Below are 24,479 nucleotides of genomic sequence, written 5' to 3'. Positions count from 1 at the left end.
TTCAATCCTGCGTGACAATCGTATTATGATGTCATCATTCTGCGCGGCTTGACGCTTGATAACAGGCTCTATAGGCTGCGCTCTACCGCGAATGGCATCACTGACCCTGAGATAAACTAGGCAAAAAAATTGTCACAGCAGCCATCCCAAAACTCCAAAGCGCAATTCCAAGCCGGGCTCGCCGCCGAAGCCTCTCATGATTATCTGCTAGCCCTGACCCATTACACCGCTTCGCTGGAGGCTGGTGCTGACCAAATGGGCACCCAGCTGGAAACCTGGCTCAAGATAGGCAATCTGTTCCTGCGCACCATGAAATACCAGCAGGCGGCTGAAACCATGGAGTTTGTACTGGGCATGTCGCCGGGCAATGTACAGGCCGTGTATGGCTTGGCGATTTCTTACTTCTATCTGGGCAGGCTGGAAGAAGCTTGCGCCTTTATAGACCACGCTGTGGAAATGCAGCCGGACAATTCATCTTTTGTGCTGGATAAAGCCAATATCCACTCCATCGCCAGACCAGACCCGGCGCAGAAGCTGGCGCTATACAAAGCCTGGGGCGAGCGCTTTGCTGATCCATTTGGCCGTCAGGCCCAGCCCTTTGCCTATGACCGTGCCCCTGGCCGTTGCCTGCGTGTGGGTTATGTCTCCGGCGATATGCGTGCCCATGCCGTGGCGTATTTCATGGAGCCAGTGTTTGCTCACCATGACCCCAGCAAGGTGGAAGTGCATGTCTTTGCCACCAATCGCCAGCAGGACGACACCACCGCCCATCTGCAAACCCTGGTGCCACACTGGCACGATGTCTCCAGCCTGGATGACAACGCCTTATATAAGCTGATTCGTCAGCAAAACATCGATATTCTGGTAGACCTTTCCGGCCATACCCAGGGGCACAGATTGTATGTATTCGCGCGCCGCGCCGCACCTATACAAGTAACCTGGCTGGGCTATATAGGCGGCACGCTGGGCATGCAGGCCATGGATTACCGCCTTACGGATTGGGGCATGGACCCGGCAGGTAATGAGCGTTACTACGTAGAAACCCTGTTCCGCCTGCATTGCATGGCGAGTTATATCCCGCCTGCCAATGCGCCACTGGCAGAACGCCCACCCATGCTGGACGGCAATGCACCTACCTTGGTGTCACTCAACAGCTCACGCAAGCTTACCGACCAAACCCTGCTGCTGTGGAAACGCATACTGGAAGCCAGGCCAGATGCGCAGCTGCTATTGCATGTGCAGGAAGTCAGCATAGAAGATGCCGTCAACACCATAGAGCCGCGGCTGGTGCAGCTGGAACTGCCGCTGGATCGCATCATCGTCTCGCCCATTGTGCCCATGGAAGAATTCATGACGCGCGGCACCATGGCCGATGTTGCGCTGGACAGCTTCCCGGTTTCGGGTGGCACCACCACGCTGCATACCCTGTGGATGGGGCTGCCGATTATCACCATGCAGGCAGAAGATGCAGTATCGGCCTCTACTGGCAGCACCTTGCATGCGCTGGGGCTACAGGACTGGATAGCGCGTGATGAGGATGATTATGTGGCTAAAGTATTGGCCCTGCTGGATAAGCCGCAGGCTTTGCTAGAACATCGCAGCCATATCCGTGACAGCATGCGTGCCAGCCTGCTGATGGATTATGCGGGCCGTTGCCGTGAGCTGGAACTGGCGTTCCGCCGTTTGCACTACAACTATCTGGCGGGCCGCCATATCAGCCTGGATACCCAGCCATTGGGCGAAGCGAGCTGGCCCTGGTGGATCAATGGCTGGCTGAAACCAAGCCCAGACAAGATAAAGAGGGAAGCGCCAGCCGCCCATGAGCGCTCAATCTCGCCACCCCATCCCGCTGCTGACGCCGCAGTTGCCCGAGCGCGCACTGCTACAGCCCTATCTGGATCGCATAGACGCCAGCCGTCATTATTCTAACTTCGGCCCGCTCAACCAGGCACTGGAAGAACGCCTGACAGCTTTCTTTGCTCCGCACAGTGCCGCAGGCGTGCAGGTGGTAACCACCAGCAGCGCCACCACCGGGCTGGAACTGGCCTTGGCCAGCCTGGAACTGCCGCCTGGCAGCCGCGTGCTGGTGCCAGCCCTGACCTTTGTTGCCACCTTGACTGCCGTATTGCGCGCAGGCCTGGTGCCTGTGGTTTGCGATATAGATCCTGAAAGCTGGTTACTGACCCCCGAGATTGCCGAAGCTGCCATAACCAGCACTGGGGCATTAGCTGCATTGCCAGTTGCCGCCTTTGGCCAGCCTGTGGATACCCTGGCCTGGAGCCAGTTTCAGCAGCGCCATGGGGTGAAAGTGGTGGTAGACGCCGCAGGGGCGTTTGGCAGCCAGTGGGTAGCGGCCAGCGACATTGCCGTGGTATTCAGCATGCACGCCACCAAAACCCTGGCCGCAGGAGAGGGTGGGCTGGTGGTGGGCGGTAATGCCGCGCAATTGACCAGCATCCGCCAGATGAGCAATTTCGGCATCAACCTGGACCCAGCAGCGCAGTTACCCGTGGGAATGTTGACCCGCGTAGGCAGCAACGCAAAATTATCGGAATACCACGCTGCAGTGGCCCATGCCAGCCTGGATGGCTGGCAGGCACAGGCGGCACGACGGCGCGAGATTTATGCGGATTATCGCCAGACCCTGCAATCGCGTTGTGGCGACAAATTGCAATGGCAGGCAGGCGAGACGTTGGCGGCACCCACATTATTCTGCGTGCGCTTGCCCGATGCCGAGCGCCGTGAACGCCTGGAACAACAGGCTGGCAGCCTGGGAGTCAGCACCCGGCGCTGGTACCAGCCCTTGCTGCACCAACATGGCGCGGCGGTTCAACCGCTGGTGGTTTTAGCCACGCCCAATGCCGAGAAAGTGGCTGCTGGCTTGATTGGCCTGCCATTCTCCTGCTTTATTAACCATACTCAAATCAAGTATATTGCAGATATTGTCTATTCTGCCGTTACCAATATAAGCAACACCCACTACTAACACATCAATCAAGGTCGCTACGAGCACGCTATGAGCACAATTAATACATTCATTGAAAAATTCAACGAAGCTGTCGATTTCCAGGAACCCGTGGAAGTGACCGCTGATACCAAGCTGCAAGACTTGCCCGAGTGGGATTCGCTGGCTGCGCTGGGTGTGATCGTGATGTGCGATATGGAATACAAGAAAACCATCACCGGCAATGATCTTGCTGGTTGTAACGTGATTGCCGATATCTACAAACTGGTTAGCTAATTCATGACTCAATCCACCCTGCACAATATCCGTTTCAAGGGCCTGACAACTTGTGTGCCCGAACGCACGCTGTCCAATATCGAGGATTGCCCGGTAGAACAGCGTTCCGAGCGCGAGCGCCTGGTGCGCAATATAGGCATTGAAACGCGCAGGGTGTGCCTGGAAGGCGTGGTGTTCTCTGATCTGGCGCAAGAAGCGGGTGAAAAGCTGATCGCGGGCCTGGGTTGGGATAAATCCTCGATTGATGTGCTGCTGGTGGTGACCCAATCTCCGGATTACCCCATCCCTGCCACCGCTATTATCTTGCAGGACAAACTGGGCCTGTCACACGGCACAGTGGCCTTCGATATCAATCTGGGTTGCTCCGGCTATGCCTACGGCTTGTTTGTGCTGGGCTCCATGCTCTCGGCGCATGGTCTCAAGCGCGGCATCATGCTGGTGGGCGATAAATCCTCCAACCCGCTGTCGCTGGATAACGGCTTGCTATCCCTGTTTGGCGATGCCGCCACCGCCACCGCGCTGGAATTTGAGGAAAACGCACCGCCCATGTACTTCAACATGGGCAGTGACGGCAGCGGTCACCGCGCCATCATCATTGAGGCGGGTGGCCAGCGCGTGCCTATACAACCGCATCATCTGGAGCGCTTGCCGGGTGCCGATGGCATTTCGCGCAAGGGCACAGATGTGATTCTTGACGGCCCTTCCATCCTCAACTTCTCCATCCGCGAAGTGCCGGCCTCTATCAGTGGCCTGGTGGAATATTCCCCCTTCAGTCTGGAAGACATTGATTACTTCGTGCTGCATCAGGCCAACCGCATGATCAATGAAACCATACGCAAGAAGCTAGGCCTGGCCCCAGAGCGCGTGCCGCTTTCGCTCAAGGAATTCGGCAATACCAGCTCGGCCTCCATCCCGGTCACCATGACCACCAAGCTGCTGCAAGAGCTGGGCGCAGGTCGCAAACGCCTGCTGCTGTCTGGCTTTGGCGTAGGCTTATCCTGGGCTTCCTGCATCCTTGAGATCGAAGACGCCTATCTGCCTGCCTTGATCGAGATATAACAGCCATATGACGGTAGCAAGTCTTGAAGCTTTCAGCTTGGCGGGCAAGCGCATTCTGGTGACAGGCGCTTCCTCAGGCCTGGGGCAGGCAGTTGCCATAGGGGCTGCCGCCGCTGGCGCAGTAGTCATTCTCACCGGGCGCGATACTGAGCGCCTGCAAGCCACGCAGGCACAACTGGCAGGTAGCGGGCATCTCAGCATTGCTGCGGATATTACCGACCCCGAGCAGCGCGATGCACTGGTCAGTCAGGCAGGTGTCATCGATGGTCTGGTGCATAGCGCAGGCACCGCCGCCGTGCGTTTGTTCCGCCAGATAGATCAGGATTTCATAGACCGTGATTTCGAGATCAATTTCGATGCGCCACTGCTGCTGACCCAGCGCCTGCTAGCAAAAAAACAAATTGCCCATGGCGGTTCCATCGTCTTTGTCGGCTCTATCGCTGCGCATATAGGCACCAAGGCTTCCAGCATTTATTCCGCCAGCAAGGCCGCCTTGCGTCCGGCAGGGCGTGCGCTGGCGCTGGAAGTCGGCCCCAAGCAGCAGATACGCGTCAACTATATGGCGGTAAGCTATATCGAAACCCCCATGCTGGCGCGGCTGGCCGAGCAGGGCATGGGCGGCAGCATGGAAACTGTCGCCAACCCACCGCTGGGCAAAGGCTTGCCGGAAGATGTGGCCAATAGTGCAGTGTTTCTACTTTCCCCGGCCTCGCGCTGGATTACCCGTGCCACCCTGTTTGTCGATGGTGGCCTCAGTTGCCAGATCAGTGCGCAATGATGACTGCTATTTCTTCCCCCTTCTCTCTTGCTGGTAAACGCATTCTGGTCACAGGCGCATCTTCTGGCCTGGGCAGGCAGATTGCCATCTCCTGCGCTCAATCCGGTGCCAGCCTGATTATCTGCGGCCGCAATGTAGAACGCTTGCAGGAAACGCTGTCACAGCTCACTGGTGAGGGCCATAGCGTGATTGCGGGCGATCTGACTGACGATGATGTCATCGCCCAGACTGTGGAACAGGCAGGCAGTATTGATGGAGTAGTGCATTGCACTGGCATCTCCGTGCCCATGCCCGCGCGCATGACCAAGCGCGAATTCATGGAGCGGCTTTACAGCATCAACGTCTTCACACCGCAATTGCTCACCGCCCAACTGCTGCTCAAAAACCGCATCAACAAGGATGGGGCAATACTATTTCTGTCTTCCATCGCCGCCGTGCGCGGTGTGCATGGCATGAGTGTCTATTCCGGCACCAAGGCGGCGCTGATTGCGGCCACACGCTGCCTGGCACTGGAAACCGCCAAACGCGGCATACGCGTTAACTGCCTGGCGCCGGATCTGGTAGAAACGCCCATGTTGCATGGCTCGGGTGCCAATATGCCGACAGAAGAATGGCTAGACCAGCAACGTGCCATTCACCCGCTGGGCTTGGGTACGCCTGACGATGTGGCCCATGCTGCCATTTTCTTCCTTTCATCTGCCAGCCGCTGGATCACGGGCACCACCCTGATCATGGATGGCGGCATTACGCATTAGGCAAGGGGAGGCGGCGTATGAAAAACCTCATCATCATTGGTGCCAGTGGCTTTGGCCGTGAAGTGCTGATGATGGCCATAGATAATCCCAGCCACCAAGTAGATTGGGTCATCAAGGGTTTTCTCGACAACCGCCCGGGCATACTCGATGGTTTTGCCACGCACGCCCAAGATGTGCCTGATGCCATGGACTACTCACCGGAAAAACGCCTGCGCTATAGGCGTGATTACCCAATATTGGGCGACCCACTGAGCTACACGCCTGAACCCGGCGATGTTTTCCTTTGCGCCATGGGCAACCCGGCTGACCGCAGAAAATACGCTGAGCCGCTGATGGCCAAGGGGGCAGAATTCATACGCCTGGTGCATCCCATGCGGCGGTTTCCACCTTTGCCAGCATAGGCCGGGGCAGCATCATAGGGCCGTACGCCGCCCTCTCTCCTGACAGCCGCATAGGGCAGCATGTCACGGTAAGCAGTTATACCGCCATTGCCCATGATGTTGAAATTGCCGACTGGGTAGAGATAGGCGCACACTGCCTGATTGCGGGCAATGTGCATATAGGCACTAGCGCACGCGTGCATCCAGCTCAGTCATCACCGCCAAATCTCGCATAGGCGAACACGCCGTCGTGGCAGCCGGAAGCGTGGTATTCAAAAGCGTCTCCGCCCACACCACCGTCATCGGCAACCCGGCACGCCGCTTTGACTGGAAACCAGAAACTCCTGCATCACATACTGACGCCTCACCTAATGAAAGCAAACCCGCATGACCGAAGTTGCAGCCCGCAAGCCTGAATCCGAAGCCATAAACAGCGCCACCGAGCTGGCGCGCAGCAAACTGTTGCAGATTGCCGAGCGCTGCCAGCAGGATAGACACGCTTATTTCCCCGAGCGGCCGCCGAGATGATTCATGGCAGCCAGACCCTGCGCGTGCTGGTGTTCAGCACCCGCGGCTTAGGGTTTTGTCAGCAGTTGGATCAGATTGTTGCCGCTGTAGCGCTCAAGGGTGGGGTGATAGAAGCCCTGGTGCATGACACCGACGATACCGATAATCTGGACAACCCCAGACTGCAAGGCTTCAAGCAGATCAAGGCGGCAGATTTCTTTGCCAACCCTGGTGCCTATGCAGGCTGCCTGGTGGTAGATAGAACCTGCACCTGGTACCCAGGTATACGCTACAAGGTCAGGCTCAAGCAGGCCGGCTTTGCCGTGCTGCGCGTAGAGCAATTCCTCAATGCGCCCGGTCTTGAAGCCGCGGGTGGTTCATACAGACTGCATTCCGACCTCATGCTGAGCCGCTTTGATGAGTTTCTCGGGCTGGAAAGGCACTGGCATGACAACTGGTCACGTCAGGCTTATTACTACTCGCTGGCTGCGTTTATCAGCATGAATCATGAGTATTTTGCCTTCCATTGTGGCGATTATCAGCAGCGCTATTTCTCTGCCGATATTGATCTCAAACTGGGCGCCCATAAGGTTTATGCTGATTGTGGCTCGCATGATGGTCAGGAAGTGCTGATTTTTGCCGAGCGCGTGAAACATCAGTTCAAGGCCGTGCACGCTTTTGAGCCTGATCACAACAACTTCATCAATCTGGCCAAACGTATCAACGCATATATCGCCCAACATGGAGCTTTGCCAGTTTACTGTCATGAACTGGGTGTGTTCGACCGTGATGGTTATCTGCATGCCGAAGGTTATGGCTCTGGCGTCACCATCACCGAGCAGGCAGGCACACCCGGCAACGGCCTGCATGTCTGCCGCCTGGACGATATGCTGGATGAACTGGGACATTTGCGCCTGGAAATTGAGGGCGCAGAGCTTGAAGCCCTGCATGGTGCGCGCGGCCTGATTCAGCAACATCGCCCGACCATGACGGTTTCTGCCTATCACAAAGCCACCGATTTCCCTGATCTGCTGCACTTTATAGAGGAAACCGGGCACAACTATCAGCTTTCACTACGCCACCAGTCGCTGGAACCTGGCGTACTGTGTATTTACGCGGTTTAGGCTAAGGTATAGCTCACCATGCGGCCCTTGCTAACCCCAGCCCATTACACTACTGAGCACTGGTTTGCCCAGGAGCAGGCGGCTATTTTCAAGCGCCTGTGGATACTGGTGGCGGTCAAGCCCATGCTGGCCAATCACAATGATTACCGCAGCCTGACCCTGGCCGGAGTGCCGCTGGTGATTCAAAACCACCAGGGCACCATACGCGCCTTCAGCAATATCTGCCGCCACCGCATGGCGCGTATACAAGAGCAGGAATTCGGCAACCGCGCCCTGGTCTGCCCCTATCATCACTGGTGCTATAACGAAGAAGGCCAGCTGATACACACGCATAGAGACCCGGCCGTGTTCGGCTTTACGCCCAATGAAACCGCCGAGATTCGCCTTAAGCAATATGCAGTCAGCATCATAGGCAGCCTGGTGTTCGTCAACCTTAGTGATGAGCCCCTGCCCATTGCAGAGCAGTTTGATGAGCAAACCCGCGCCTTGTTACAGCAATACACGGCTGATATGGATAGCAGCTTTATCTATACACGCTATGAAGGCCAGTTTAACTGGAAGACAGGCATGGAAAACATCAAGGATGCGCTACACGTGCCTTGCCTGCACAAATCCACCTTCCCCAAGCATTTTCGCGTCAATATCGCTGCAGATAGCAGCATTAACAGCCGCGATGCCAGCTACCAGCCCAGCAATACCGCTTTGCCGCAGGCGACTACCCAGGGCGCCATCGCCATGCAGGAAGCGCCAGAACTGGAATGGCAGTCTCTGGTGCAACAACTGGAGTGCAAGGGTAGATACCAGACCTTCCACCTGTTCCCCAACGTCAATCTCATGATTATTGATGGCAGCTCCTTTGCCATTCAGGTATATAACCCGCTGGCGGCTGACCGCAGCGAAATGCAGATGATGGTGGCCCTGACCAAGCAGCAGCAGGATTTCCCGCATAAGCCGTAGTGCTGTGGGAGCATTTGGTGAGTGACATGACGGTATTGCAGGAAGACATAGACTGCCTGGAAGCCTTGCAGACCAGCTTAGCAGCCTCTGATGCCGAGTTTATCCACGGCGCTTATGAAACCGGGCTGCTGGAGTTTCATGGTGCTTATTTGGCACAGCTGGAAACAGTGCACTTGCCACAGCAGGAGGTCTAAGCATGAAGCCCTTACTACTGTTTGGCACTGACGCAGGCTTGCCACGCATACTGCATGAAGTCAGTCAGACTGGCTTGTATGAAGTGGTTGGTATCATCGGTGAAGCAAATGCAGCTCAAGCAAGCACCAAGGAGATTGCGCATTACACCGAACTGGCCGCCGTGCCCGCTGATCTGCGGGCCACAGCTTCAGCCTTTATTGTCGATGACCAATCCCTACTCAATCAGCAGCGTCTGGCACGGTATATGGCCATCAAGCGCCTGGGCCTGCCCATCATTGCCATTGCCAGCCAGCACGCCTCCATCGCCAGCGGCGTCAAACTTAGAGAAAACGTGCTGGTAGACCACGGCGTGCGCATACTGCCAGAGGCCAATATAGGGGCCAATACCTGGATCATGCAGGGTAGTGAAATTGGCGCAGGTGCCAAGATAGGCAGCTCGTGCTGGATAGGCAGTCAGTGTGTGGTGTCTGACCAAGCCGTACTGGGCAAGAACTGCACCCTGGCCGCAGGGGTCATCATAGGTGCTGGCGTAGTATTGCCGCCCTGGACCACCATCAACCAGCGCTGCACTATAGACAAAAGCCCCGAAACCACCGTGTTTCTCGACCCGCGCTTCCGTGCTCCGGTGTATTTGTTCGATAAACCGCAACGCTAATCCCAGCTCAATTTATTTTCAGCGCCCAGCTCCTTATGTCCAACCATCTCAATTCGCCGCAACTCTACTGTGACCCGCAGATATTTGACCAGGAGCGGCAAGGGCTATTTGCCGAGCAATGGATATTTGCTGGCATGGCCCACCAGCTGCGCCAACACAATGATTTCATCCGCGTGGATTTGCTGGGACGTGACGTTATCATCCAGAACCTACGCGATAAACTGGTGGCCTTCGTCAATGTCTGCAGTCATAGGCACTCCATCATTCATGACGCCCCCAGCGGCAACCGTTCACTGACCTGCCCTTACCATAGCTGGCACTACAATGCCGAGGGCATCCCCACTGGCATTCCGTGCAAAAAAGCCTTCCCCCTGGTCACCGCCAACCCCGAGGCCTATAAGTTGCAGTCGCTGGAACTGGCACGGCTGGGGACTTTATCTTTCTGCGCGTTAATCCTGGTGAGCAAACCCTGCCAAGTTTTCTAGGCGATGCCATGGGCTTTCTGGAGCAGGTATCTGCCGCTCTGGGGACCTGCATAGATGTGCATGAATCCAGCATACAAGCCAACTGGAAACTGGTGATAGAAAACTCGCTGGAAGGCTATCACGTGCCGTTTGTGCACCGTACCAGCCTGGCGAAATCCAGCGAAATCCAGTTCAGCCAGGATGAAAAAGATAGCCAGGACTTCATGCCAGAGACAGGCCACAGTGCCGTGCATAACCATGCCAACGAGAAATGGTTGCAGCGCTGGTCACGCTATCAGAAGGACATAGGCCAATGGCCCTTCATGTTTGAGCACTATGTGCACCAGTTGGTGTTCCCCAACCTCACCGTCACCTCATTCCTGGGTTACAGCTTCCACGTACAGCACTTCCGCCCGCTGGCACATGATCTCACCAGCGTGCACTCCAGCATCTACTCCACACGTTTCGATGGGCAGAGCGCACGTGGCAAAGTCCTGATGCAATCCATACAAACTGAAAACATAGGCTTTACCCACCAGGTGTTTGATGAAGACAAGACCGCTTGCGAGCGCACCCAGCGTGGCTCTGCTCAGGCCAGCCGACCTTCTATCCCGGGTGAAATCATAGAGCAACGCGTTAGTGATTTCCGCAAGACTTATCACCGCCTGCAAAAGCTGAAATAAGCAGAGTTAATTAAGGCAGAGTTTAAACGCACTTCCTCCAGCCCTGGCGTGGCGCTTAGCCCCCACAAGCATGCTGCCAGCAGGCTGAGCACTTGTCAGTATCGGCTGACAGCACATTCATCCCACTGCCGACTCCGCTCAGGTCTGGCTCGTCCTAAGATGGTTCCCACGATGAATCGCAATGCGAACATCCATTTTTACTCAAGCAAAAGGAGTGCAAAAATGAATTGGGATCAAGTTGAAGGTAATTGGAAACAACTCAAGGGTAAAGTGCGCCAGCAATGGGGCAAACTGACCGACGACCAATTTGAACAGATCAAGGGCAACCGCCAGATGCTGTCCGGCAAGTTGCAGGAACTCTACGGCATTTCCAAGGAAGAGGCAGAAAAGCAAATTTCCGCCTTTAACAAGGAATGTAGCACCAAGCACTAGCTCCCTAGTGTGGATTTGATTCTCCTCTAGTAATCCTCCCTTTTTACCGGCCCGCGTGGCCGGTATTTTTATGGCTGCACCTTTGTCCCACTAGGTCAGAGATACCAACTCGGATAACCGCGCAGATTTCGTTGCGCTGATCGTCTATTGAACCTCTTGGCAAGCTGCCGCCTTGAATCAGCGCCCAATGCTGTTAACATGCGGTTTGCCCGCACTTAAAGCAAAGACATGTCATTAATAGACATTAGTCTTGGGCATATAGATCAAGCCACAATGAGCACACACTTTATATTTATCGTCGGCATGGAAAAATGCGGCACCACCGCATTGGCAAACTGGTTGGTGAATCAGCAGTTGGCACAATACCTGGTGCCCGACGTCAAAGAGCCGCACTTGTTCTCCCGGCCAGATATCCGGCCCAGCTTGCCCGCTGCTGCTGCGCTGCCCTGGCTGGATGCCAGCACCAGCTATGCGCATAATCCCCATGCTATTGCGCAATTGCCTGCGCATAACAGCAAGATTGTGCTGTGCCTGCGCAATCCCTTGCAGCGTGCCTGGAGCGCTTATCGCATGAAAAAGCTGCTGGCACAGCAGGGTGAGGGCGCAGCCCAGCTAGCGCGTGATTTCTACAGCATCACTGACCCCAAGCTGGTAGAGGGCATGGCTGCACAGAGTGCTTATCAGCTACAAAAACAGGCTTTTCTGCAATTTTTCCCACGTAAGTCCGCGCCCCATGTGGCCCAGTATTTTGACGCCGAAATTGCACGTTTACGCCAGGGCAGCTTTGCAGAGCGCGTGCAGTATGAAACCGCCTTTTATTTCTCGCGCGGCGGCTATCCTTTCTTGCCCGTGCTGGCGATGAGTTTTTATTACCAGGCCTTGCGCCAGTTGCTGGATAAATACCTGCCCGAGGACATTATTGTGCTGTCCCTGCATACGCTAGAGGATGCAGATAATCGTGCGCACTTCCTGCACCGTCTGCTGGATGACCAGGCAAGGCAGAAGGCATCCGCTGCAATACCGCTGACGTTTTCCACTGAACATTATGAGTTTGATGAGGCCAAGCCTGATTTTGCCGCCGCTGAATGGCAGAGCCTGCGCCAGACTTTTGCCTACGACCTGACGCAGACTGCCACACTGCTACAGGCGCAAAACATAGACACTCGCTTATTAGACTGGCAGGAGTTGGGCCGGGATCTGCCGCTATGATGCAGCCTATGTGTTTATGGTTTACCGGACTTTCGGGCGCGGGCAAGACTACCTTATCCACCATGCTGCACCAGCGCTTGCAGCAGCAGGGTTATCGCACTGCGCTGATTGATGGCGATGACTTGCGCCAGGGCCTGTGCTCTGACCTGGGCTTCAGTGCTGAAGACAGGCGCGAGAATATTCGTCGCGCTGGCGAAGTGGCAAGCTTGATGATGGAGGCTGGCCTAATTGTGCTGGTAGGGCTGATCTCGCCTTTCCGTGCAGATAGAGACAAGCTCAGGCAGCGCTTTGCCCCGGGTCAATTCATAGAGGTGTTTGTTGATACACCGCTCAGCGAGTGCGAGCGCCGCGATACCAAGGGCTTATATGCTCGCGCGCGCAAAGGCGAGCTCACACAGTTTACTGGCATCAGCAGCCCTTACGAGCCGCCGCTGGCGGCAGAGGTGCATATCCGCACGTTGGAAGGCGAGATGGAAAACCAGATTGAGACTTTGCTGGCAGTAATACAAACGCGTCATATCCATCCGCACCTGGTAAACGCTACAAGAAAAAGTTCTGCCGCGGCTTGATGCAAAGCAGGTACTATTTTTGCTAGTTTATTCATGATGACCTCACCAGGACCCTATCATGCCCCCCACCTTCAGCTATGTTCAATGCCAGTTCGCTGGCATGCGTTTTGTAGTCCGCATCGAATCCCGTTTACTGCCTGCCGCCATACGCGGTAGCGCCCGCGAGCTTCAGGTAACACCCGCGCCTGCCTTCTGCGCAGGCCTGCCCGCGTCCAGCTTTGCCGCCATAGAGGGCAACAAGCTCTACAAACTGGGCTATTACCTGCAGCATATGTCTGAGCTGCCGCCTGTCAGCAAGATTTGGAGCTATGGCTCTGTGCAGTCTGGCGCCATGCTGGCGCTGAGTGAATTGGCGCAATTGATGGGCGTGGAATTCCATTATGTGCTGCCCTATATCGCAAGCGAACTGGCCCTGCACCCCGAGGGCAACCTTGCACTGGCAAAGGGCAAACAGATGCATTTGCATGTTGATGGTGCATTGTATAGGCGCATGGCGCGCGGGGAATTTGTGCCTGCGCCTGGAGAATTGTTCTTCCATGAGGGCGGTAATCATAGTCAGGTGAGCTATGGCATGACGGTATTGGCGCAGGAACTCAGCCAGGTGACGCAAAAACTGAATTTAAGCCGCGTGTTCCTGCCCGCTGGCACAGGCGTCACCTCTTACCATCTGGCGCAAGCAACCCGCAATTGGCGCATTACACCACCCCGGCCTATGGCGATGCCCTGCACCTGCAACAGGTATTTGCGCGCTTGGGCACTAGCAGCAGCGAACCAACCATACTCAGTAGCCACATCCATTACCGCTTTGGTTCACTGTACCGCGAGCTATGGCTGCTGCAGGCCGAGCTTGAAGCTGCCACTGGCATAGCGTTTGACCTGCTGTACGACATGGCAGGCTGGATGGCGATTCTGGATCAGCGTGAGCAACTGGGGCAGGACTGGCTTTACTTGCATCAGGGCGGACTAGGTGGCAGCGTGACCTTGGCCGAGCGCTATCGCAAGCAGTTTGGTGAATCTGAGCTTAGCCTGAGCGCGGCTTGAGTCAAATAAACGCTTAAAAACAGCACACCCAGCGCAAGGCTGGGTGTGCTGTTTTATTAGCTCAAGCTCAGAATTTGATTGTGAGCAGTTAAGCCTTAGAAGTTGAATCTGAGAGCTTAAAGCTAGAAATCCAGCGTTAGCCCCAGATTCACCGAGCGGCCCATGCCTGCAACCGGGCCCATGATGCCAGCCCTGCCATTGGCGTTCCACTCTGCGTAATTCACCCCGCCCAGTGGCAGCGCATAGTAGCGGTCAAACAGATTGGTGACGCTGAAATCCAGCCTGGCCTTGCTCCACTGATAGCTGCTGCGCAAATCCACCAGGGTGTAGCCGCCAGTTTCGGGTTCAAAGCGTGCCTGATCAACACGGGTCTTGCTGTCTACAAACTGCACATCCACACCGTTAGACCAGGCACCCTTGCGCTGCTCCAGGCTGATACGGGCATTGAGCGGCATGATCTGGTAAAGATCGTCACCATTCGTGCGCTCCGCACGGGTCCAGGCTAAAGTGCCACGCACACGGCCCTGACCCCAAGCCCCTTCCTGCCACAGCTGACGCGTACTTTCCAGGTTCAGGCCATAGAAGCGCGCATCCTGATTATCAAAGCGCAGATTGGCACGACCACCCGCCAAACCGCTGCTGATCTGCTCAACGCCTATGTAATCCTGCACATAGGTAAAGTAGGGCGTAGCGCGCACTTGCCAGACGTTTTGGCCTGCATCATGCAAATCCAGCGTGGCGCTCAAGGTGTTGGCTTTTTCCGGGCGTAGCTCAGGGTTGCCGACATAGCCATTGGCATCGCCAAACCAACCTATCATATTGCGCGCCATCTGCCCGGCACCCCAGGAGTAGCGCTCATACAGATTGGGCGAGCGCGTCTTGCGCGCATAGCCAAACTCCAGAGTGGCTGTGTCTGAAACCAGATACTTGCCACTGGCGGTGACATCCAGATGATTATCGCTGGCAGAGCGGCTGCCACGGTTGAAAGCCGCTGCCGCCATGTTATCCGCCATATTCATCATGCCCGCGCCATAAGACTGCACCTCGCCAGTGCTGGTGCGCACATGATCCACGCGCGCGCCCAGCAGACTGCTCCAGCGACTATCCCATTGCGATTCCACCTCGGCAAACACACCCAGACGATCGCGGCGACCATCATTGATATTCACATAAGTGCGCGGGCCCATCATCATGCTGCCCGCCACAGGTGGCCACCAGTCATCCAGGGTATTGCGGTGGAAATCACTGCCCAGGCGCAGCTTGTGCTGCTCAGACAAGGGCAGGGTGAACTTGAGGTTATAGCCCATATCCTTGCCGTGGGTGTTCATGGGCATCATGCCGGGCTTCTCTGAGGTAAAGAACCCCATCTCATGCTTGACCTCTTGCCAGTAAACCCGCGCATCGAGATCACCCCAACTGAAATTGCGCTTGTAATTGGCATTGATGGCATCGGCGGTATTGCCCACCAGATCCATATATTGATTAGAGAAGCCTTGATGCGGCACTTCCTGATGGCTAAGCCTGAGCACAAACTCCTCGTTCTCGCCCTTGGCACCTATGGTCAGCGCCTGGATATGACGCTCAAACTGCGTGGCACGCACCTTGCGGCCATTACCGTCTTGGTAACTCTGGCCACGATCCATGGTGCTGGTGAAATTGAGGCTGAGATTATCGCTGGCTGCCGTGGCGCTCAAAGCGGTGCTGAGGCCATTGTTATTGCTGCGGTACACCGTGGAAAAACTGCCCTGATAGAGCCAGGCATCTGGATTGAGTGAATATATAGGCCGCGCAGAATCCACCGTAATCGTGCCAGCAATACTGTCACCGCCCATACTCACCGGGGTGATCCCTGCCAACACACTGATCTTGGCCACAGCGGCGGGGGAGATATAACTCAACGGCGCGTTCATGCTGTTGGCACAGGCCGCCGTCAGCTCAGCACCATCCACCAGAATGCGGATACGGTTGTCATTAAAACCGCGTATCACTGGCAAGGCCGAAACGCCACCCGCCTGATAGGCTTCCACCCCAACAAAATCCTGCAACAGCGCAGCGCTGTCGGCACTATTCACCATGCGCCTGTGCAACTGGCTATCGCTGTCGTGCGCATGCGCCTTCACCTCAACTTCGGGCAAGTGCTGCGTATCGTGCTCATGCTGCGCCACATCTTCAGCGGCCAGCGCCAGGTTGCTGAACGCCTGCGCGCTGAGCAGTTGCGCCATCAGGCATAACTGCCATTTCAACTTACATGCTTTCGCCTGCGGCGCTTTCTTGTTCTTGTTTACCAATGCACTGACCATACTGCCTCCCCAATCTGTAAGCACGCGTAGGCGCAACAACACGCCATTTCGACAAAGCAGCAGATTTTAAAGAAGGCAGCAGGATTTAAGAATGCGACATAATGCCGCACACCTTGATGGGGTAAAGGCTATGCAGCACGCTGTGCTTGCAGTGGCCGCAGGCATATAAATGGGTATAATGGCCGCCTGTGCGGGCGTAGTTCAATGGTAGAACGCTAGCTTCCCAAGCTCGATACGCGGGTTCGATTCCCGTCGCCCGCTCCAGTCCTATGTTAAGTATATGTACCATATATACTTAAGCTCATCCCCAAGGTGCTACTTCGTCAGACTACTACATAGGGAGTCTACGAATGCTTCAAGGTCTTTCTCGACGTTCTAGCGGTGTCAAAATGCTTTTCTAGCAGTTCGGCGTTGTGCTTATTCATGCTCGCCTCCCAGTTCCCGCTCTAGCTGTTCTATGCTTGGCAAGCTGGTTTGCAGTTCTTCAGGTAGGGAGCTATCAATTGGTATTCCGCCACGCCTATAGGTTGGGTTTTGTCGCGTAATGCGTATTCAGCTACCACGGTGTTTTTGCTCTTGCAGAGCAAGAGGCCGATGGTGGGGGTGTCGTGTTCGGCCTTCACCTGCGTGTCTACAGCGGTAAGATAGAAGCTCAACTGACCTAAGTGTTCTGGTTTGAATTTCTCTGCCTTCAGTTCGATCACCACATAGCAGCGCAGCTTGAGGTGGTAGAACAGCAGGTCTATATAAAAATCATCACCACCAACTTCCAGATGTACCTGGCGGCCGACAAAGGCAAAGCCCGCACCCAGCTCCAGTAAAAACTGGGTAATGTGTTTGACCAGTGCCTCCTCGATTTCCCGCTCGTTGGCCTCCTGGCCCACATCTAAAAAGTCGAACAGGTATGGATCTTTAAGGGCTTGCCGCGCTAAATCAGTACCAGCCGCGGGGAGTCGGTCAACAAAGTTGGTAACCGCCTGGCCTTCTCTTTCCAGCAAGCGGGTTTCGATATGGATTTCCAGGGTAGCGCGAGACCAGCCTTGCTCCACAGCACGCTGGGCATAGCCCAGTCGTTGTTCTGTCTGCTTCAGTCTGGCCAGCAACACCAGATTGTGGCCCCAGGGTAATTGTCCAACAGTCTGTTGGACAATTACCGCATCTGGCCAAGCCTCGGCAAATGAACGCATATACATGAGGTTGGCGCGAGAAAAACCCTTCATCTCTGGAAAAGCAGTCTTGAGATCGTGCGCCAGCCGCGCTATGACCTTAGCCCCCCAGCCCTGCTCGGCCTGCCGTTGCAAAATGTCACGACCAATCTGCCAGTAAAGCAGTACCAGTTCGCGGTTGACGGCCTGCGCCGCCCGTTGCTGGGCGCTATGGATACGCTGCTTTAGCTCTCCCAGCCAGTTGGCATAGCTTCTGGCACTGGAGCAAGTGATACAGGTTTATCGCTCATTGCACGACCTGTAACTGGCGGGAGATCTCAAGCTGTTTTTCCATCAGAGGGTCTGGATTACCTGGATTTTGTAGCCCATGGCACGCAGAATGCCAGCCAGCAATTGCTGCATGTCATCCAATTCCAGCTCACTGACCTTGTCCTTGATACGTTCCAGCGCCTGAGACTCGATATCGGCCAATGGGCTCCAGCCTATGGCGGCAATATTGCGCTCCCGAAAAGCGTCATACAGGCTGCCGCCTTCGCCGCGAACCATCCACATACGCGCCATGCTATCTCCCCGTACACCCGATTAATTTTTGTAGATTGAACCAACTTCAATTTTGCAATTATAGCGATGTAAAAAACCCAAGGTCGATTTAGATACCTGCCAAACCCGTTCAGCATTGTTGAACGCGTCAATGAAACAGCAAAATTGCCAAGGCTGCGACAGGCATAGATAATGCTGCCTCGTTTGGCGGATAAACTTTTACTTTCCTCCATACCCGCTATTCATTGGCAAGCTGCTATACCAACACTAGCCGCCGCCAAACCACCCCGGATTCCAAGTGTCGCCCATCACCGCTCCCCAGTCCCTCGCTGCCAGTAAACGTAGGCAAGCGCTATTCCTATTCTTCCTGATCACTGGTCTGGCCTTAGCCTCCTGGGTCACACGCACACCAGCGATTCGTGATCAACTCGGCGTCTCTATCGCGCAAATGGGGCTAATCCTGTTCAGCATTTCGGTAGGGGCCATGAGCGGAATTTTGAGTTCAGGCCACTGGGTGCGGCGTTTTGGCACACGGCCTGTGATTACCACAGGCATGTTCTTGTTATTGGGTGGGTTAGTGGTATTGGCCGTGGGCATTGCATTGGCGCTGACCATGCTGGTGACGCTGGGTTTGGGTTTGTTTGGCCTGGGCGTGGGGCTGGGCGAAATTGCGTTGAATATCGAAGGCGCGGAGGTGGAGCGGCTGACGCAACGGCCGACTTTGTCCATGCTGCATGCCGGGTTCAGCTTTGGCACCTTTGTCGGCGGGCTGCTGGGTATCTGGCTGGCTAGCCTGGCTTTCCCGGTGGCCTGGCATGTGGGGCTGACCGTGCTGTGCTGTTTCCCGGTCACGTTGTATGCCTTGCGTGCGATTCCTGCTGGGTTTGCCCAGCACTTGCAGGGAGAGCATAAAAAGCCTGTGGCCAAAGTCAGTATGTGGCAAGACAAGCAGTTGTTGTTTATTGGGTTGATTGTGCTGGGCATGGCACTGGCCGAAGGGGCGGCGACGGACTGGATTCCCATTTTGATGGTGGATGAGCACGGTTTTGATGCTGCCTTGGGCTCTATGCTGTATACCGGCTTTGCTGGCATGATGCGCTGGGGCGGTTCAGCGGCCATTATTTCCTCACGCGCTTTGGCCGCGTGCGCGTGGTGCGCGCCAGCGCCTTGCTCGGGGTGATAGGCATAGGGCTGGTGATTTTTGCCAGCAATCCCTGGCTGGCAGCGGGGGCGGTGTTGTTCTGGGGCTTGGGCACTTCATTGGGCTTTCCCTTGTCGATTTCCGCCGCCAGCGATACCGGGCCACACCCTGAAGCCCGCGTCAGTGCGGTGGCCACTGCGGGTTATGTGGCTTTTCTGGCCGGGCCACCCTTGCTGGGCTTTGTTGGTGAGCATGCCTCGCTCAGGCATGCCTTGTTGATTGTGCTGGTGCTGGTGGGTACGGCGTTTTTCCTCGCACGCGCAGTGGAGCCCAAGGTCAGGTTTAAGTAACCGTATTTTCCACAATCAAGCACAGTGCATCACGGCATGCGCTAGTGCTCTCAGCAAGGCGGGTGGCGCTAGCGGCTGCTCGCATCCACGCCAGTGCTTTTTCTCACTTTTCGATAACCAAGTGTGAGGCGCCAGCACCATTCACCAGCAGTTTTACTCTTTTTTACGTCCAGCAGCATCTCGCTGCAAGCCATGATTAGTACGGACTTATCCCTATTGCACAAGCCAGATGCCCCAAGGTTTTGGCGGCACTGAGCTGTATAAAATCGCACGGATTCCTTATTAAATTTTCGTGACTAGTTTATGATGTCATGTAACTGAACCTGGGCATCTCCTCATGGACGCTATGCATGCCGCTGATATATCCAGCGGTGCATCTATCAAGCCACCATGACGCCAGGCAGTGGCAGACCCACAGGGCGGCACTGACCTCAAGGCAAAGTAATTTGTGTTCCCCCCTGGACCAAGAACTTTTAAGGCAATCATGAAGAACCTCAATCTCGTCGATACCGCCAAGGTGTTGATACTTGATGACCAAGCTGTGAGCCGTTCCATTCTTTCCAAAATCGTCCGTAATTTGGGCCCTGGCATTAAGACCATAGAGTTTTCATCCCCAGTCGAAGCCCTGGCTTGGGCGCAGGAAAATACTGCCGATCTGTTATTGGTGGATTATGAAATGCCAGGCATGAATGGCCTCAGCTTCATCAATGAGATTACCCGTCTGCCGCTTTACCAATCCGTGCCCACCATCATGATCACCATCAAGCAGGATGTGGAGATACGCTACGCAGCGCTGGATGCAGGGGTTACCGATTTCCTCACCAAGCCAGTGGATATGCATGAATGCATGGCCCGCTGCAAAAACCTGATTACGCTGCGTCAACAGCGCCTGAGCCTGGAAGATAAAAGCCGCCTGCTGGAAGGCATGGTGCGCGAAGCCACGGAAAGCATACTGCTGCGCGAGAAAGAAACCCTGATGCACCTGGCGCGCGCCGGGGAATATCGCGATTACGATACCGCCCAGCATTTGCTGCGTATGTCGCTCTATAGCCGCGTGCTTGCCGAGGCGCTGGGCTTCCCGGAACAAGAAGCCGAACTGATAGAGCTGGCCTCACCGCTGCATGACATAGGCAAGATTGGTATTCCCGATAGCGTGCTGCTGAAAAGCGGGCCATTCACCGGGGATGAAAAGAAGGTGATGCAGCGTCACCCGCTGATAGGCTACGAAATTTTGCAGGGCAGTCCTTCGGTGTTTTTGCAGAAGGGCAGCGAGATTGCGCTGGCGCACCATGAGAAGTTTGATGGTTCTGGTTACCCTTATGGCATTTCCGGCCATGAAATTCCCTTGTCGGCGCGGATTGTTGCCGTCGCCGATGTATTTGACGCGCTAACCAGCACTCGACCGTATAAGGCAGCCTGGAGCCTGGAAAAGGCCATGGAATATCTGCATGCGGAAAGTGGCAAGCATTTCGACCCAGAGTTGATCAAGCTGATAGATGGCGTACGTCCGCTGTTTGAAGAAATTCACGCCCGCCACCCGTCCTGAAACAAGTAGCATTTTTTTCATTATGAGGGCTTGTATATAAAGCCCTCTCAGTGCAACCTATAGCAAAACTGCTGTGATTGCAGTGTGCTGCCCCCGGTTGCAGCGTCCAACAACCGCCTTTGAAGCCTTGCTCAAGCATGAACTCATTGATGCAGTCTCTACACCGGGGAGCACAACACTGGCAGCGTTTGCGCCAGGCTTGCAACCCCCTTGAACTGGAACAGGCCCTGATCCGCATAGGCATTGGCTTTGCGCTGATCAGCTTCCTGCTGTTCCGTCATTTCAGCGGCCTCGCCACCAGCCCCAGTGATGCGCTGGCCTTGCCGATTGCTCTGTCATTCCAGGCGCTGTCCTTTGTGCTGCTGGGCTTGATTCTGTTTATGAAGCGCCATGACAGCCCACGCAGGCTGGCAGGTGCCTGGTTGGATATAGGCAGCACCACCTTGTTCATGATTATGACGGGTGAACTGGGCGTGATGTTGGTGGGCGTGTTTCTCTGGGTGACCTTTGGCAATGGTTTCCGTTTTGGCAAAAAGTATCTGATTCATTCGCAGATATTGAGCCTGCTGGGCTTTCTCTACACCATCAACGTCAATCCCTTCTGGCTGCAACACCAGACCATCAGCTACAGCCTGTTGTTGATGCTGCTGGCCTTGCCGCTGTATGTGGCCACGCTGATCACGCGCATTGAAGAAGCCAGGCAAAAAGCCGAGGTGGCCAATCACGCCAAGACGCGTTTTGTCGCCAACATGAGTCATGAAATCCGCACCCCGCTCAATGGCATCATCGGCATCAGCACCCTGCTGCGCAACACGCCGCTCAACACCGAGCAGGATGAACTGCTGCGCACCCTGGAAAGCTCGTCCAAGGCCTTGCTGTCACAGCTCAACAATGTGCTGGATTTCTCCAAGATAGAGCAGGAGAAAATGCAGGTAGAGCAGACCGAGCTTTCCCTGCAAGCCTTGATAGACCAGACCGTAGAAGTGTTCAAGGGTCAGGCCCTCAACAAGCGCATTGCGCTGGAAGGCAATGTGCAGGTAGAGGCCGGGCGAGTCAAAAGCGATCCTTATATCCTGCAACAGATTCTTGCCAACCTGGTGGGCAATGCGGTCAAGTTTACCGAGCGCGGCTCAGTAACCGTCAGCGTGCATGCGCTGCAAACCACAGGGCAGCAGGGTATTTATCGCTTTGAGGTGGTTGATACCGGGGTAGGCATAGCGCCAGAGCAGCGTGAGCATATTTTTGAGAGCTTTACCCAGGCCGATATCTCCACCACGCGCAAATACGGCGGCAGTGGCCTGGGGCTTACCCTGGCCAAACGTCTGGTGGAAGCCCTGGGTGGCGAGCTTAGCCTGAGCAGCACCCCAGATGTAGGCAGCCGCTTCTGGTTTGACCTATCACTGGAGACTGCGGCCACTCCTGTGATTGAGCCTGTTGTGACCAAGCCTGTCAGCACCCCGGCGCAGACGCAATCACTGCGCATTCTGGTCTGCGAAGACAATGCCACCAACCTCACCATCCTGGTCAAACTGTTGCAACTGCCTGGGCATAAGGTGGCGATTGCGCATAATGCCGATGAACTGCTGGATAAACTCGAAGCTGAGCAATTCGATCTGGTGATTTCCGACCTCAATATGGCGGGCATGACCGGGATAGATGCTCTCAAGCTGTATCGCTTCCTGCGACCGGATGACAGAGAAACCAAGTTCATTCTGTTTACCGCCGATGCCACGGTGGAAACCCAGCTAGCCGCCGAAGTCGCGGGCTTTGATGCTTTCCTCACCAAGCCTATAGAAACCAAGCTGCTGTTTGACACCATAGCCAGCCTCAAGGGTGGTCAGCCAGTGTCTGGCCAGGTGGCGCATCTGTATGTGGGCAAGCAGGCACCTCCAGAAACGGTAGAGACCGCGCAAGAAGTACTCTCTACGGCAACCTTGTCTGAGCTAGAACTACTCGGCGGTCAGGACACCATGTTTGTGCCACGACTGCTGAGCAAATATGTGGCCGACTGTGGTGCCTTGATCAAGCTGATACGCCAGAACCTGGCAGGCAAACGCTTTGGCGAGATTCATGAGTTCTGCCATGCACTCAAGGGCAATAGCTTGAGCATAGGCGCAATGGCGGTGAGCAGGCAGGCCGAGTTGCTGGATAATGCCAGTGCTGCCGAGCTACGTTTCCGCGGCACCATGATGCAGGATCAACTGGAGAAGGATTTTGAGGCCACGCAACAGGCCATCAATCAATATCTGAGCAGCCGTCAGGCAGCTTCCAGCTAACAAAAAGCCAGCCTATTCAGGCTGGCTTCTATTCCGACAGACCTTATCGGCAGCTCTATGGCGATAAGATGCCCCGGCAATAGGCCAGTACCTCACCCTACCGCACGCACCAGTGGCACAGCCTGTTCTGCGGGCGCATCACCCACCTTGGTGTTTTGCGCCCTTACCAGGCGCTCCATCACCTTAAGGTTGCGCTCAGTCAGGCGCATGGCGGCATCTACCCAGATTTCGGTGATATCAATCAACTCTTCACGCGTCAGCTGATTAGTACGTTGCTTGGCTTTCTGTATAGCCTGGAATGAGTTCAGCGATTTATGCGTCTTGCGCACCCAGTCCTGCACGGCTTTCTCGCCTGCGCCAGTTTCAGCCAGCACATCCACCACGCCCATATCGTAAAGTTCTTCCGCGGTGTAAACCTTGCCAGAGCGTACCATCTGCTCGGCGGCACGCATGCCTATGCGGCGAGAAAGGAAGCTCAAGGCCCCCATACCGGGGAACAGGTTGAACAGCACTTCAGGCAGGCCCATGACCGCGCCTTTTTCTGCCACCAGCACATGCGCTGACAATGCCGCTTCAAAACCGCCACCCATGGCCTGACCTTGCACCAAGGCGATAGTCGTAATCGGTGCCTGCATATTGTAGAAAGTCCACAGGTTATCTACGCAGAGGTGGGCATAGGCCAGCAGCTTCTTTCTATCTTGTTGTTCAATGGCATGCTTGAACGCTGCCAGGTCACCACCCAGGTTGAACACACCCTCAATATCAGACGCCAGCACCAGATAGTTGGTTGGATTGAGAGGTTTATGCACGGGGCTGGCATGCGCCGCCTCCAGCTGGGTGTGATGCATGAGCAATTCGCTCAGGCAAGTGCGGTTAAAGCAAGGCCGTGGACTGGGCTGCATAAAAGACCAGGTCACACCAAACTCTGCTTCATAATGCGTACGCAGTTGCTCAAACTGCACACTACTCAACGGATCAAAATCAACAACAGCATTCATGACAAGCCCCCAATTAACGCAAAAATTAGTCGGTAATACGCTCAAACACGCCATGCCGCGTCATTTTTATATGTTATTGATTCACAATTGGTAACGACTGGCACATTAACAGC

The 24,479-nt window shown here is 55.3% G+C and carries 29 protein-coding genes and 1 tRNA gene; 26 read left to right on the top strand and 4 right to left on the bottom strand.

Annotated elements, in window-relative coordinates; all coding sequences use genetic code 11:
- Window positions 1–129: 129 nt before the first annotated feature.
- The 21 genes from JCM2850_RS10935 to JCM2850_RS21645 all read left to right on the top strand — a co-directional run bounded on the left by JCM2850_RS10935 (window position 130) and on the right by JCM2850_RS21645 (window position 14,049).
- Entirely contained in the window at window positions 130–1,929 is a 1,800-nt protein-coding gene (locus tag JCM2850_RS10935; RefSeq protein ID WP_025871827.1) for an O-linked N-acetylglucosamine transferase, SPINDLY family protein, read from the top strand.
- Window positions 1,820–2,986: a DegT/DnrJ/EryC1/StrS family aminotransferase gene (locus JCM2850_RS10930; RefSeq protein WP_025871825.1), complete on the top strand. Its 1,167-nt coding sequence runs from the start codon at window positions 1,820–1,822 to the stop codon at window positions 2,984–2,986. The genes JCM2850_RS10935 and JCM2850_RS10930 overlap by 110 nt, the downstream gene beginning before the upstream one ends.
- 30 nt (window positions 2,987–3,016) lie before the next feature.
- Window positions 3,017–3,241, top strand: a complete 225-nt coding sequence (locus JCM2850_RS10925; RefSeq protein ID WP_025871824.1) for an acyl carrier protein — start codon at window positions 3,017–3,019, stop codon at window positions 3,239–3,241.
- Window positions 3,242–3,244: 3 nt separating this feature from the next.
- On the top strand, window positions 3,245–4,300 hold the full coding sequence (locus JCM2850_RS10920) for a ketoacyl-ACP synthase III (protein WP_025871822.1): 1,056 nt from the start codon (window positions 3,245–3,247) through the stop codon (window positions 4,298–4,300).
- A gap of 7 nt (window positions 4,301–4,307) precedes the next feature.
- Complete coding sequence (locus JCM2850_RS10915) at window positions 4,308–5,078, top strand: SDR family NAD(P)-dependent oxidoreductase (RefSeq protein WP_025871820.1); 771 nt, start codon at window positions 4,308–4,310, stop codon at window positions 5,076–5,078.
- Window positions 5,075–5,833 carry an SDR family NAD(P)-dependent oxidoreductase gene (locus JCM2850_RS10910; RefSeq protein ID WP_025871818.1) on the top strand — a complete coding sequence of 253 codons (759 nt, stop codon included), beginning with the start codon at window positions 5,075–5,077 and terminating at the stop codon, window positions 5,831–5,833. Before JCM2850_RS10915 ends, JCM2850_RS10910 begins: the two co-directional genes overlap by 4 nt.
- A gap of 17 nt (window positions 5,834–5,850) precedes the next feature.
- Window positions 5,851–6,234, top strand: coding sequence for a PglD-related sugar-binding protein (locus tag JCM2850_RS21970; protein WP_199898324.1), 384 nt, complete (start codon window positions 5,851–5,853; stop codon window positions 6,232–6,234).
- A complete protein-coding gene (locus tag JCM2850_RS24010) occupies window positions 6,183–6,449 on the top strand; it encodes an LbetaH domain-containing protein (protein ID WP_199898325.1) in 267 nt (88 codons plus the stop codon). The genes JCM2850_RS21970 and JCM2850_RS24010 overlap by 52 nt, the downstream gene beginning before the upstream one ends.
- Before the next feature lie 14 nt (window positions 6,450–6,463).
- The gene (locus JCM2850_RS22825) at window positions 6,464–6,604 is read left to right on the top strand and encodes a hypothetical protein (protein WP_234406209.1); all 141 of its coding nucleotides are present in this window, start codon (window positions 6,464–6,466) and stop codon (window positions 6,602–6,604) included.
- Window positions 6,601–6,741, top strand: coding sequence for a hypothetical protein (locus JCM2850_RS21960; RefSeq protein WP_199898323.1), 141 nt, complete (start codon window positions 6,601–6,603; stop codon window positions 6,739–6,741). The genes JCM2850_RS22825 and JCM2850_RS21960 overlap by 4 nt, the downstream gene beginning before the upstream one ends.
- A complete protein-coding gene (locus JCM2850_RS10895) occupies window positions 6,738–7,844 on the top strand; it encodes an FkbM family methyltransferase (RefSeq protein WP_025871817.1) in 1,107 nt (368 codons plus the stop codon). Before JCM2850_RS21960 ends, JCM2850_RS10895 begins: the two co-directional genes overlap by 4 nt.
- Before the next feature lie 18 nt (window positions 7,845–7,862).
- Window positions 7,863–8,801: a Rieske 2Fe-2S domain-containing protein gene (locus JCM2850_RS18715; RefSeq protein WP_199898322.1), complete on the top strand. Its 939-nt coding sequence runs from the start codon at window positions 7,863–7,865 to the stop codon at window positions 8,799–8,801.
- 17 nt (window positions 8,802–8,818) lie between these two features.
- A complete protein-coding gene (locus JCM2850_RS21955) occupies window positions 8,819–8,995 on the top strand; it encodes a hypothetical protein (protein WP_199898321.1) in 177 nt (58 codons plus the stop codon).
- Window positions 8,996–8,997: 2 nt separating this feature from the next.
- Window positions 8,998–9,651, top strand: coding sequence for a DapH/DapD/GlmU-related protein (locus JCM2850_RS10885; RefSeq protein ID WP_025871815.1), 654 nt, complete (start codon window positions 8,998–9,000; stop codon window positions 9,649–9,651).
- 35 nt (window positions 9,652–9,686) lie between these two features.
- Window positions 9,687–10,136 (top strand): aromatic ring-hydroxylating oxygenase subunit alpha, encoded by a 450-nt coding sequence (locus JCM2850_RS20550; RefSeq protein ID WP_025871814.1) that lies wholly within the window; start codon window positions 9,687–9,689, stop codon window positions 10,134–10,136.
- An 8-nt stretch (window positions 10,137–10,144) separates the two neighbouring features.
- Window positions 10,145–10,798, top strand: a complete 654-nt coding sequence (locus JCM2850_RS20545; protein WP_025871812.1) for an RHO alpha subunit C-terminal catalytic domain-containing protein — start codon at window positions 10,145–10,147, stop codon at window positions 10,796–10,798.
- Between the two features lie 222 nt (window positions 10,799–11,020).
- A complete protein-coding gene (locus JCM2850_RS10870) occupies window positions 11,021–11,230 on the top strand; it encodes a CsbD family protein (RefSeq protein ID WP_025871811.1) in 210 nt (69 codons plus the stop codon).
- Window positions 11,231–11,503: 273 nt separating this feature from the next.
- Window positions 11,504–12,439 carry a sulfotransferase domain-containing protein gene (locus JCM2850_RS21435; RefSeq protein WP_199898320.1) on the top strand — a complete coding sequence of 312 codons (936 nt, stop codon included), beginning with the start codon at window positions 11,504–11,506 and terminating at the stop codon, window positions 12,437–12,439.
- Window positions 12,436–13,008, top strand: a complete 573-nt coding sequence (cysC, locus tag JCM2850_RS10855; RefSeq protein ID WP_025871810.1) for an adenylyl-sulfate kinase — start codon at window positions 12,436–12,438, stop codon at window positions 13,006–13,008. The genes JCM2850_RS21435 and cysC overlap by 4 nt, the downstream gene beginning before the upstream one ends.
- 58 nt (window positions 13,009–13,066) lie before the next feature.
- Window positions 13,067–13,876: a hypothetical protein gene (locus JCM2850_RS10850; protein WP_025871809.1), complete on the top strand. Its 810-nt coding sequence runs from the start codon at window positions 13,067–13,069 to the stop codon at window positions 13,874–13,876.
- Between the two features lie 20 nt (window positions 13,877–13,896).
- Window positions 13,897–14,049: a hypothetical protein gene (locus JCM2850_RS21645; protein WP_159105159.1), complete on the top strand. Its 153-nt coding sequence runs from the start codon at window positions 13,897–13,899 to the stop codon at window positions 14,047–14,049.
- Between the two features lie 122 nt (window positions 14,050–14,171).
- Here JCM2850_RS21645 and JCM2850_RS10840 read toward each other — a convergent pair whose 3' ends face one another.
- On the bottom strand, window positions 14,172–16,292 hold the full coding sequence (locus JCM2850_RS10840; protein ID WP_234406208.1) for a TonB-dependent receptor: 2,121 nt from the start codon (window positions 16,290–16,292) through the stop codon (window positions 14,172–14,174).
- A 247-nt stretch (window positions 16,293–16,539) separates the two neighbouring features.
- Between JCM2850_RS10840 and JCM2850_RS10835 the strand changes: the two genes are divergently transcribed.
- Window positions 16,540–16,613 (top strand) — tRNA-Gly (locus tag JCM2850_RS10835).
- 191 nt (window positions 16,614–16,804) lie between these two features.
- Here JCM2850_RS10835 and JCM2850_RS18695 read toward each other — a convergent pair.
- Both JCM2850_RS18695 and JCM2850_RS10825 read right to left on the bottom strand, forming a co-directional pair.
- On the bottom strand, window positions 16,805–17,686 hold the full coding sequence (locus JCM2850_RS18695) for a PDDEXK nuclease domain-containing protein (RefSeq protein ID WP_234406219.1): 882 nt from the start codon (window positions 17,684–17,686) through the stop codon (window positions 16,805–16,807).
- 162 nt (window positions 17,687–17,848) lie between these two features.
- Window positions 17,849–18,076 (bottom strand): hypothetical protein, encoded by a 228-nt coding sequence (locus JCM2850_RS10825; RefSeq protein WP_199898319.1) that lies wholly within the window; start codon window positions 18,074–18,076, stop codon window positions 17,849–17,851.
- A 277-nt stretch (window positions 18,077–18,353) separates the two neighbouring features.
- Here JCM2850_RS10825 and JCM2850_RS18690 point away from each other — a divergent pair, with 277 nt between their 5' ends.
- The 4 genes from JCM2850_RS18690 (at window position 18,354) to JCM2850_RS10810 (ending at window position 23,368) form a co-directional block, all read left to right on the top strand.
- The gene (locus JCM2850_RS18690; RefSeq protein ID WP_199898318.1) at window positions 18,354–19,235 is read left to right on the top strand and encodes an MFS transporter; all 882 of its coding nucleotides are present in this window, start codon (window positions 18,354–18,356) and stop codon (window positions 19,233–19,235) included.
- Window positions 19,205–19,546 (top strand): MFS transporter, encoded by a 342-nt coding sequence (locus tag JCM2850_RS21950; protein ID WP_199898317.1) that lies wholly within the window; start codon window positions 19,205–19,207, stop codon window positions 19,544–19,546. The genes JCM2850_RS18690 and JCM2850_RS21950 overlap by 31 nt, the downstream gene beginning before the upstream one ends.
- 484 nt (window positions 19,547–20,030) lie before the next feature.
- The gene (locus JCM2850_RS10815; protein WP_025871804.1) at window positions 20,031–21,092 is read left to right on the top strand and encodes a response regulator; all 1,062 of its coding nucleotides are present in this window, start codon (window positions 20,031–20,033) and stop codon (window positions 21,090–21,092) included.
- A gap of 137 nt (window positions 21,093–21,229) precedes the next feature.
- Window positions 21,230–23,368: an ATP-binding protein gene (locus JCM2850_RS10810; protein WP_234406207.1), complete on the top strand. Its 2,139-nt coding sequence runs from the start codon at window positions 21,230–21,232 to the stop codon at window positions 23,366–23,368.
- 92 nt (window positions 23,369–23,460) lie between these two features.
- Here the strand turns inward: JCM2850_RS10810 and JCM2850_RS10805 are convergent, their stop codons facing one another.
- Complete coding sequence (locus tag JCM2850_RS10805) at window positions 23,461–24,366, bottom strand: crotonase/enoyl-CoA hydratase family protein (RefSeq protein WP_025871800.1); 906 nt, start codon at window positions 24,364–24,366, stop codon at window positions 23,461–23,463.
- Window positions 24,367–24,479 lie beyond the last annotated feature (113 nt).

Origin of the sequence: Methylobacillus glycogenes JCM 2850 (genome assembly GCF_000617925.1) — a bacterium.
GTDB classification, from domain to species: domain Bacteria; phylum Pseudomonadota; class Gammaproteobacteria; order Burkholderiales; family Methylophilaceae; genus Methylobacillus; species Methylobacillus glycogenes.
This window is presented reverse-complemented; position numbering and strand designations above follow the sequence as displayed.

What these genes read in the sequence shown, in the direction of transcription:
- JCM2850_RS10930 (WP_025871825.1), top strand. Translation starts at nt 1,820, where the DNA reads ATGAGCGCTCAATCTCGCCACCCCATCCCGCTGCTGACGCCGCAGTTG.
- JCM2850_RS10925 (WP_025871824.1), top strand. Translation starts at nt 3,017, where the DNA reads ATGAGCACAATTAATACATTCATTGAAAAATTCAACGAAGCTGTCGAT.
- JCM2850_RS10920 (WP_025871822.1), top strand. Translation starts at nt 3,245, where the DNA reads ATGACTCAATCCACCCTGCACAATATCCGTTTCAAGGGCCTGACAACT.
- JCM2850_RS10915 (WP_025871820.1), top strand. Translation starts at nt 4,308, where the DNA reads ATGACGGTAGCAAGTCTTGAAGCTTTCAGCTTGGCGGGCAAGCGCATT.
- JCM2850_RS10910 (WP_025871818.1), top strand. Translation starts at nt 5,075, where the DNA reads ATGATGACTGCTATTTCTTCCCCCTTCTCTCTTGCTGGTAAACGCATT.
- JCM2850_RS21970 (WP_199898324.1), top strand. Translation starts at nt 5,851, where the DNA reads ATGAAAAACCTCATCATCATTGGTGCCAGTGGCTTTGGCCGTGAAGTG.
- JCM2850_RS21960 (WP_199898323.1), top strand. Translation starts at nt 6,601, where the DNA reads ATGACCGAAGTTGCAGCCCGCAAGCCTGAATCCGAAGCCATAAACAGC.
- JCM2850_RS10895 (WP_025871817.1), top strand. Translation starts at nt 6,738, where the DNA reads ATGATTCATGGCAGCCAGACCCTGCGCGTGCTGGTGTTCAGCACCCGC.
- JCM2850_RS18715 (WP_199898322.1), top strand. Translation starts at nt 7,863, where the DNA reads ATGCGGCCCTTGCTAACCCCAGCCCATTACACTACTGAGCACTGGTTT.
- JCM2850_RS10885 (WP_025871815.1), top strand. Translation starts at nt 8,998, where the DNA reads ATGAAGCCCTTACTACTGTTTGGCACTGACGCAGGCTTGCCACGCATA.
- JCM2850_RS20550 (WP_025871814.1), top strand. Translation starts at nt 9,687, where the DNA reads ATGTCCAACCATCTCAATTCGCCGCAACTCTACTGTGACCCGCAGATA.
- JCM2850_RS20545 (WP_025871812.1), top strand. Translation starts at nt 10,145, where the DNA reads ATGGGCTTTCTGGAGCAGGTATCTGCCGCTCTGGGGACCTGCATAGAT.
- JCM2850_RS10870 (WP_025871811.1), top strand. Translation starts at nt 11,021, where the DNA reads ATGAATTGGGATCAAGTTGAAGGTAATTGGAAACAACTCAAGGGTAAA.
- JCM2850_RS21435 (WP_199898320.1), top strand. Translation starts at nt 11,504, where the DNA reads ATGAGCACACACTTTATATTTATCGTCGGCATGGAAAAATGCGGCACC.
- cysC (WP_025871810.1), top strand. Translation starts at nt 12,436, where the DNA reads ATGATGCAGCCTATGTGTTTATGGTTTACCGGACTTTCGGGCGCGGGC.
- JCM2850_RS10850 (WP_025871809.1), top strand. Translation starts at nt 13,067, where the DNA reads ATGCCCCCCACCTTCAGCTATGTTCAATGCCAGTTCGCTGGCATGCGT.
- JCM2850_RS21645 (WP_159105159.1), top strand. Translation starts at nt 13,897, where the DNA reads ATGGCAGGCTGGATGGCGATTCTGGATCAGCGTGAGCAACTGGGGCAG.
- JCM2850_RS10825 (WP_199898319.1), bottom strand. Translation starts at nt 18,076, where the DNA reads ATGGCGCGTATGTGGATGGTTCGCGGCGAAGGCGGCAGCCTGTATGAC.
- JCM2850_RS10815 (WP_025871804.1), top strand. Translation starts at nt 20,031, where the DNA reads ATGAAGAACCTCAATCTCGTCGATACCGCCAAGGTGTTGATACTTGAT.
- JCM2850_RS10810 (WP_234406207.1), top strand. Translation starts at nt 21,230, where the DNA reads ATGAACTCATTGATGCAGTCTCTACACCGGGGAGCACAACACTGGCAG.
- JCM2850_RS10805 (WP_025871800.1), bottom strand. Translation starts at nt 24,366, where the DNA reads ATGAATGCTGTTGTTGATTTTGATCCGTTGAGTAGTGTGCAGTTTGAG.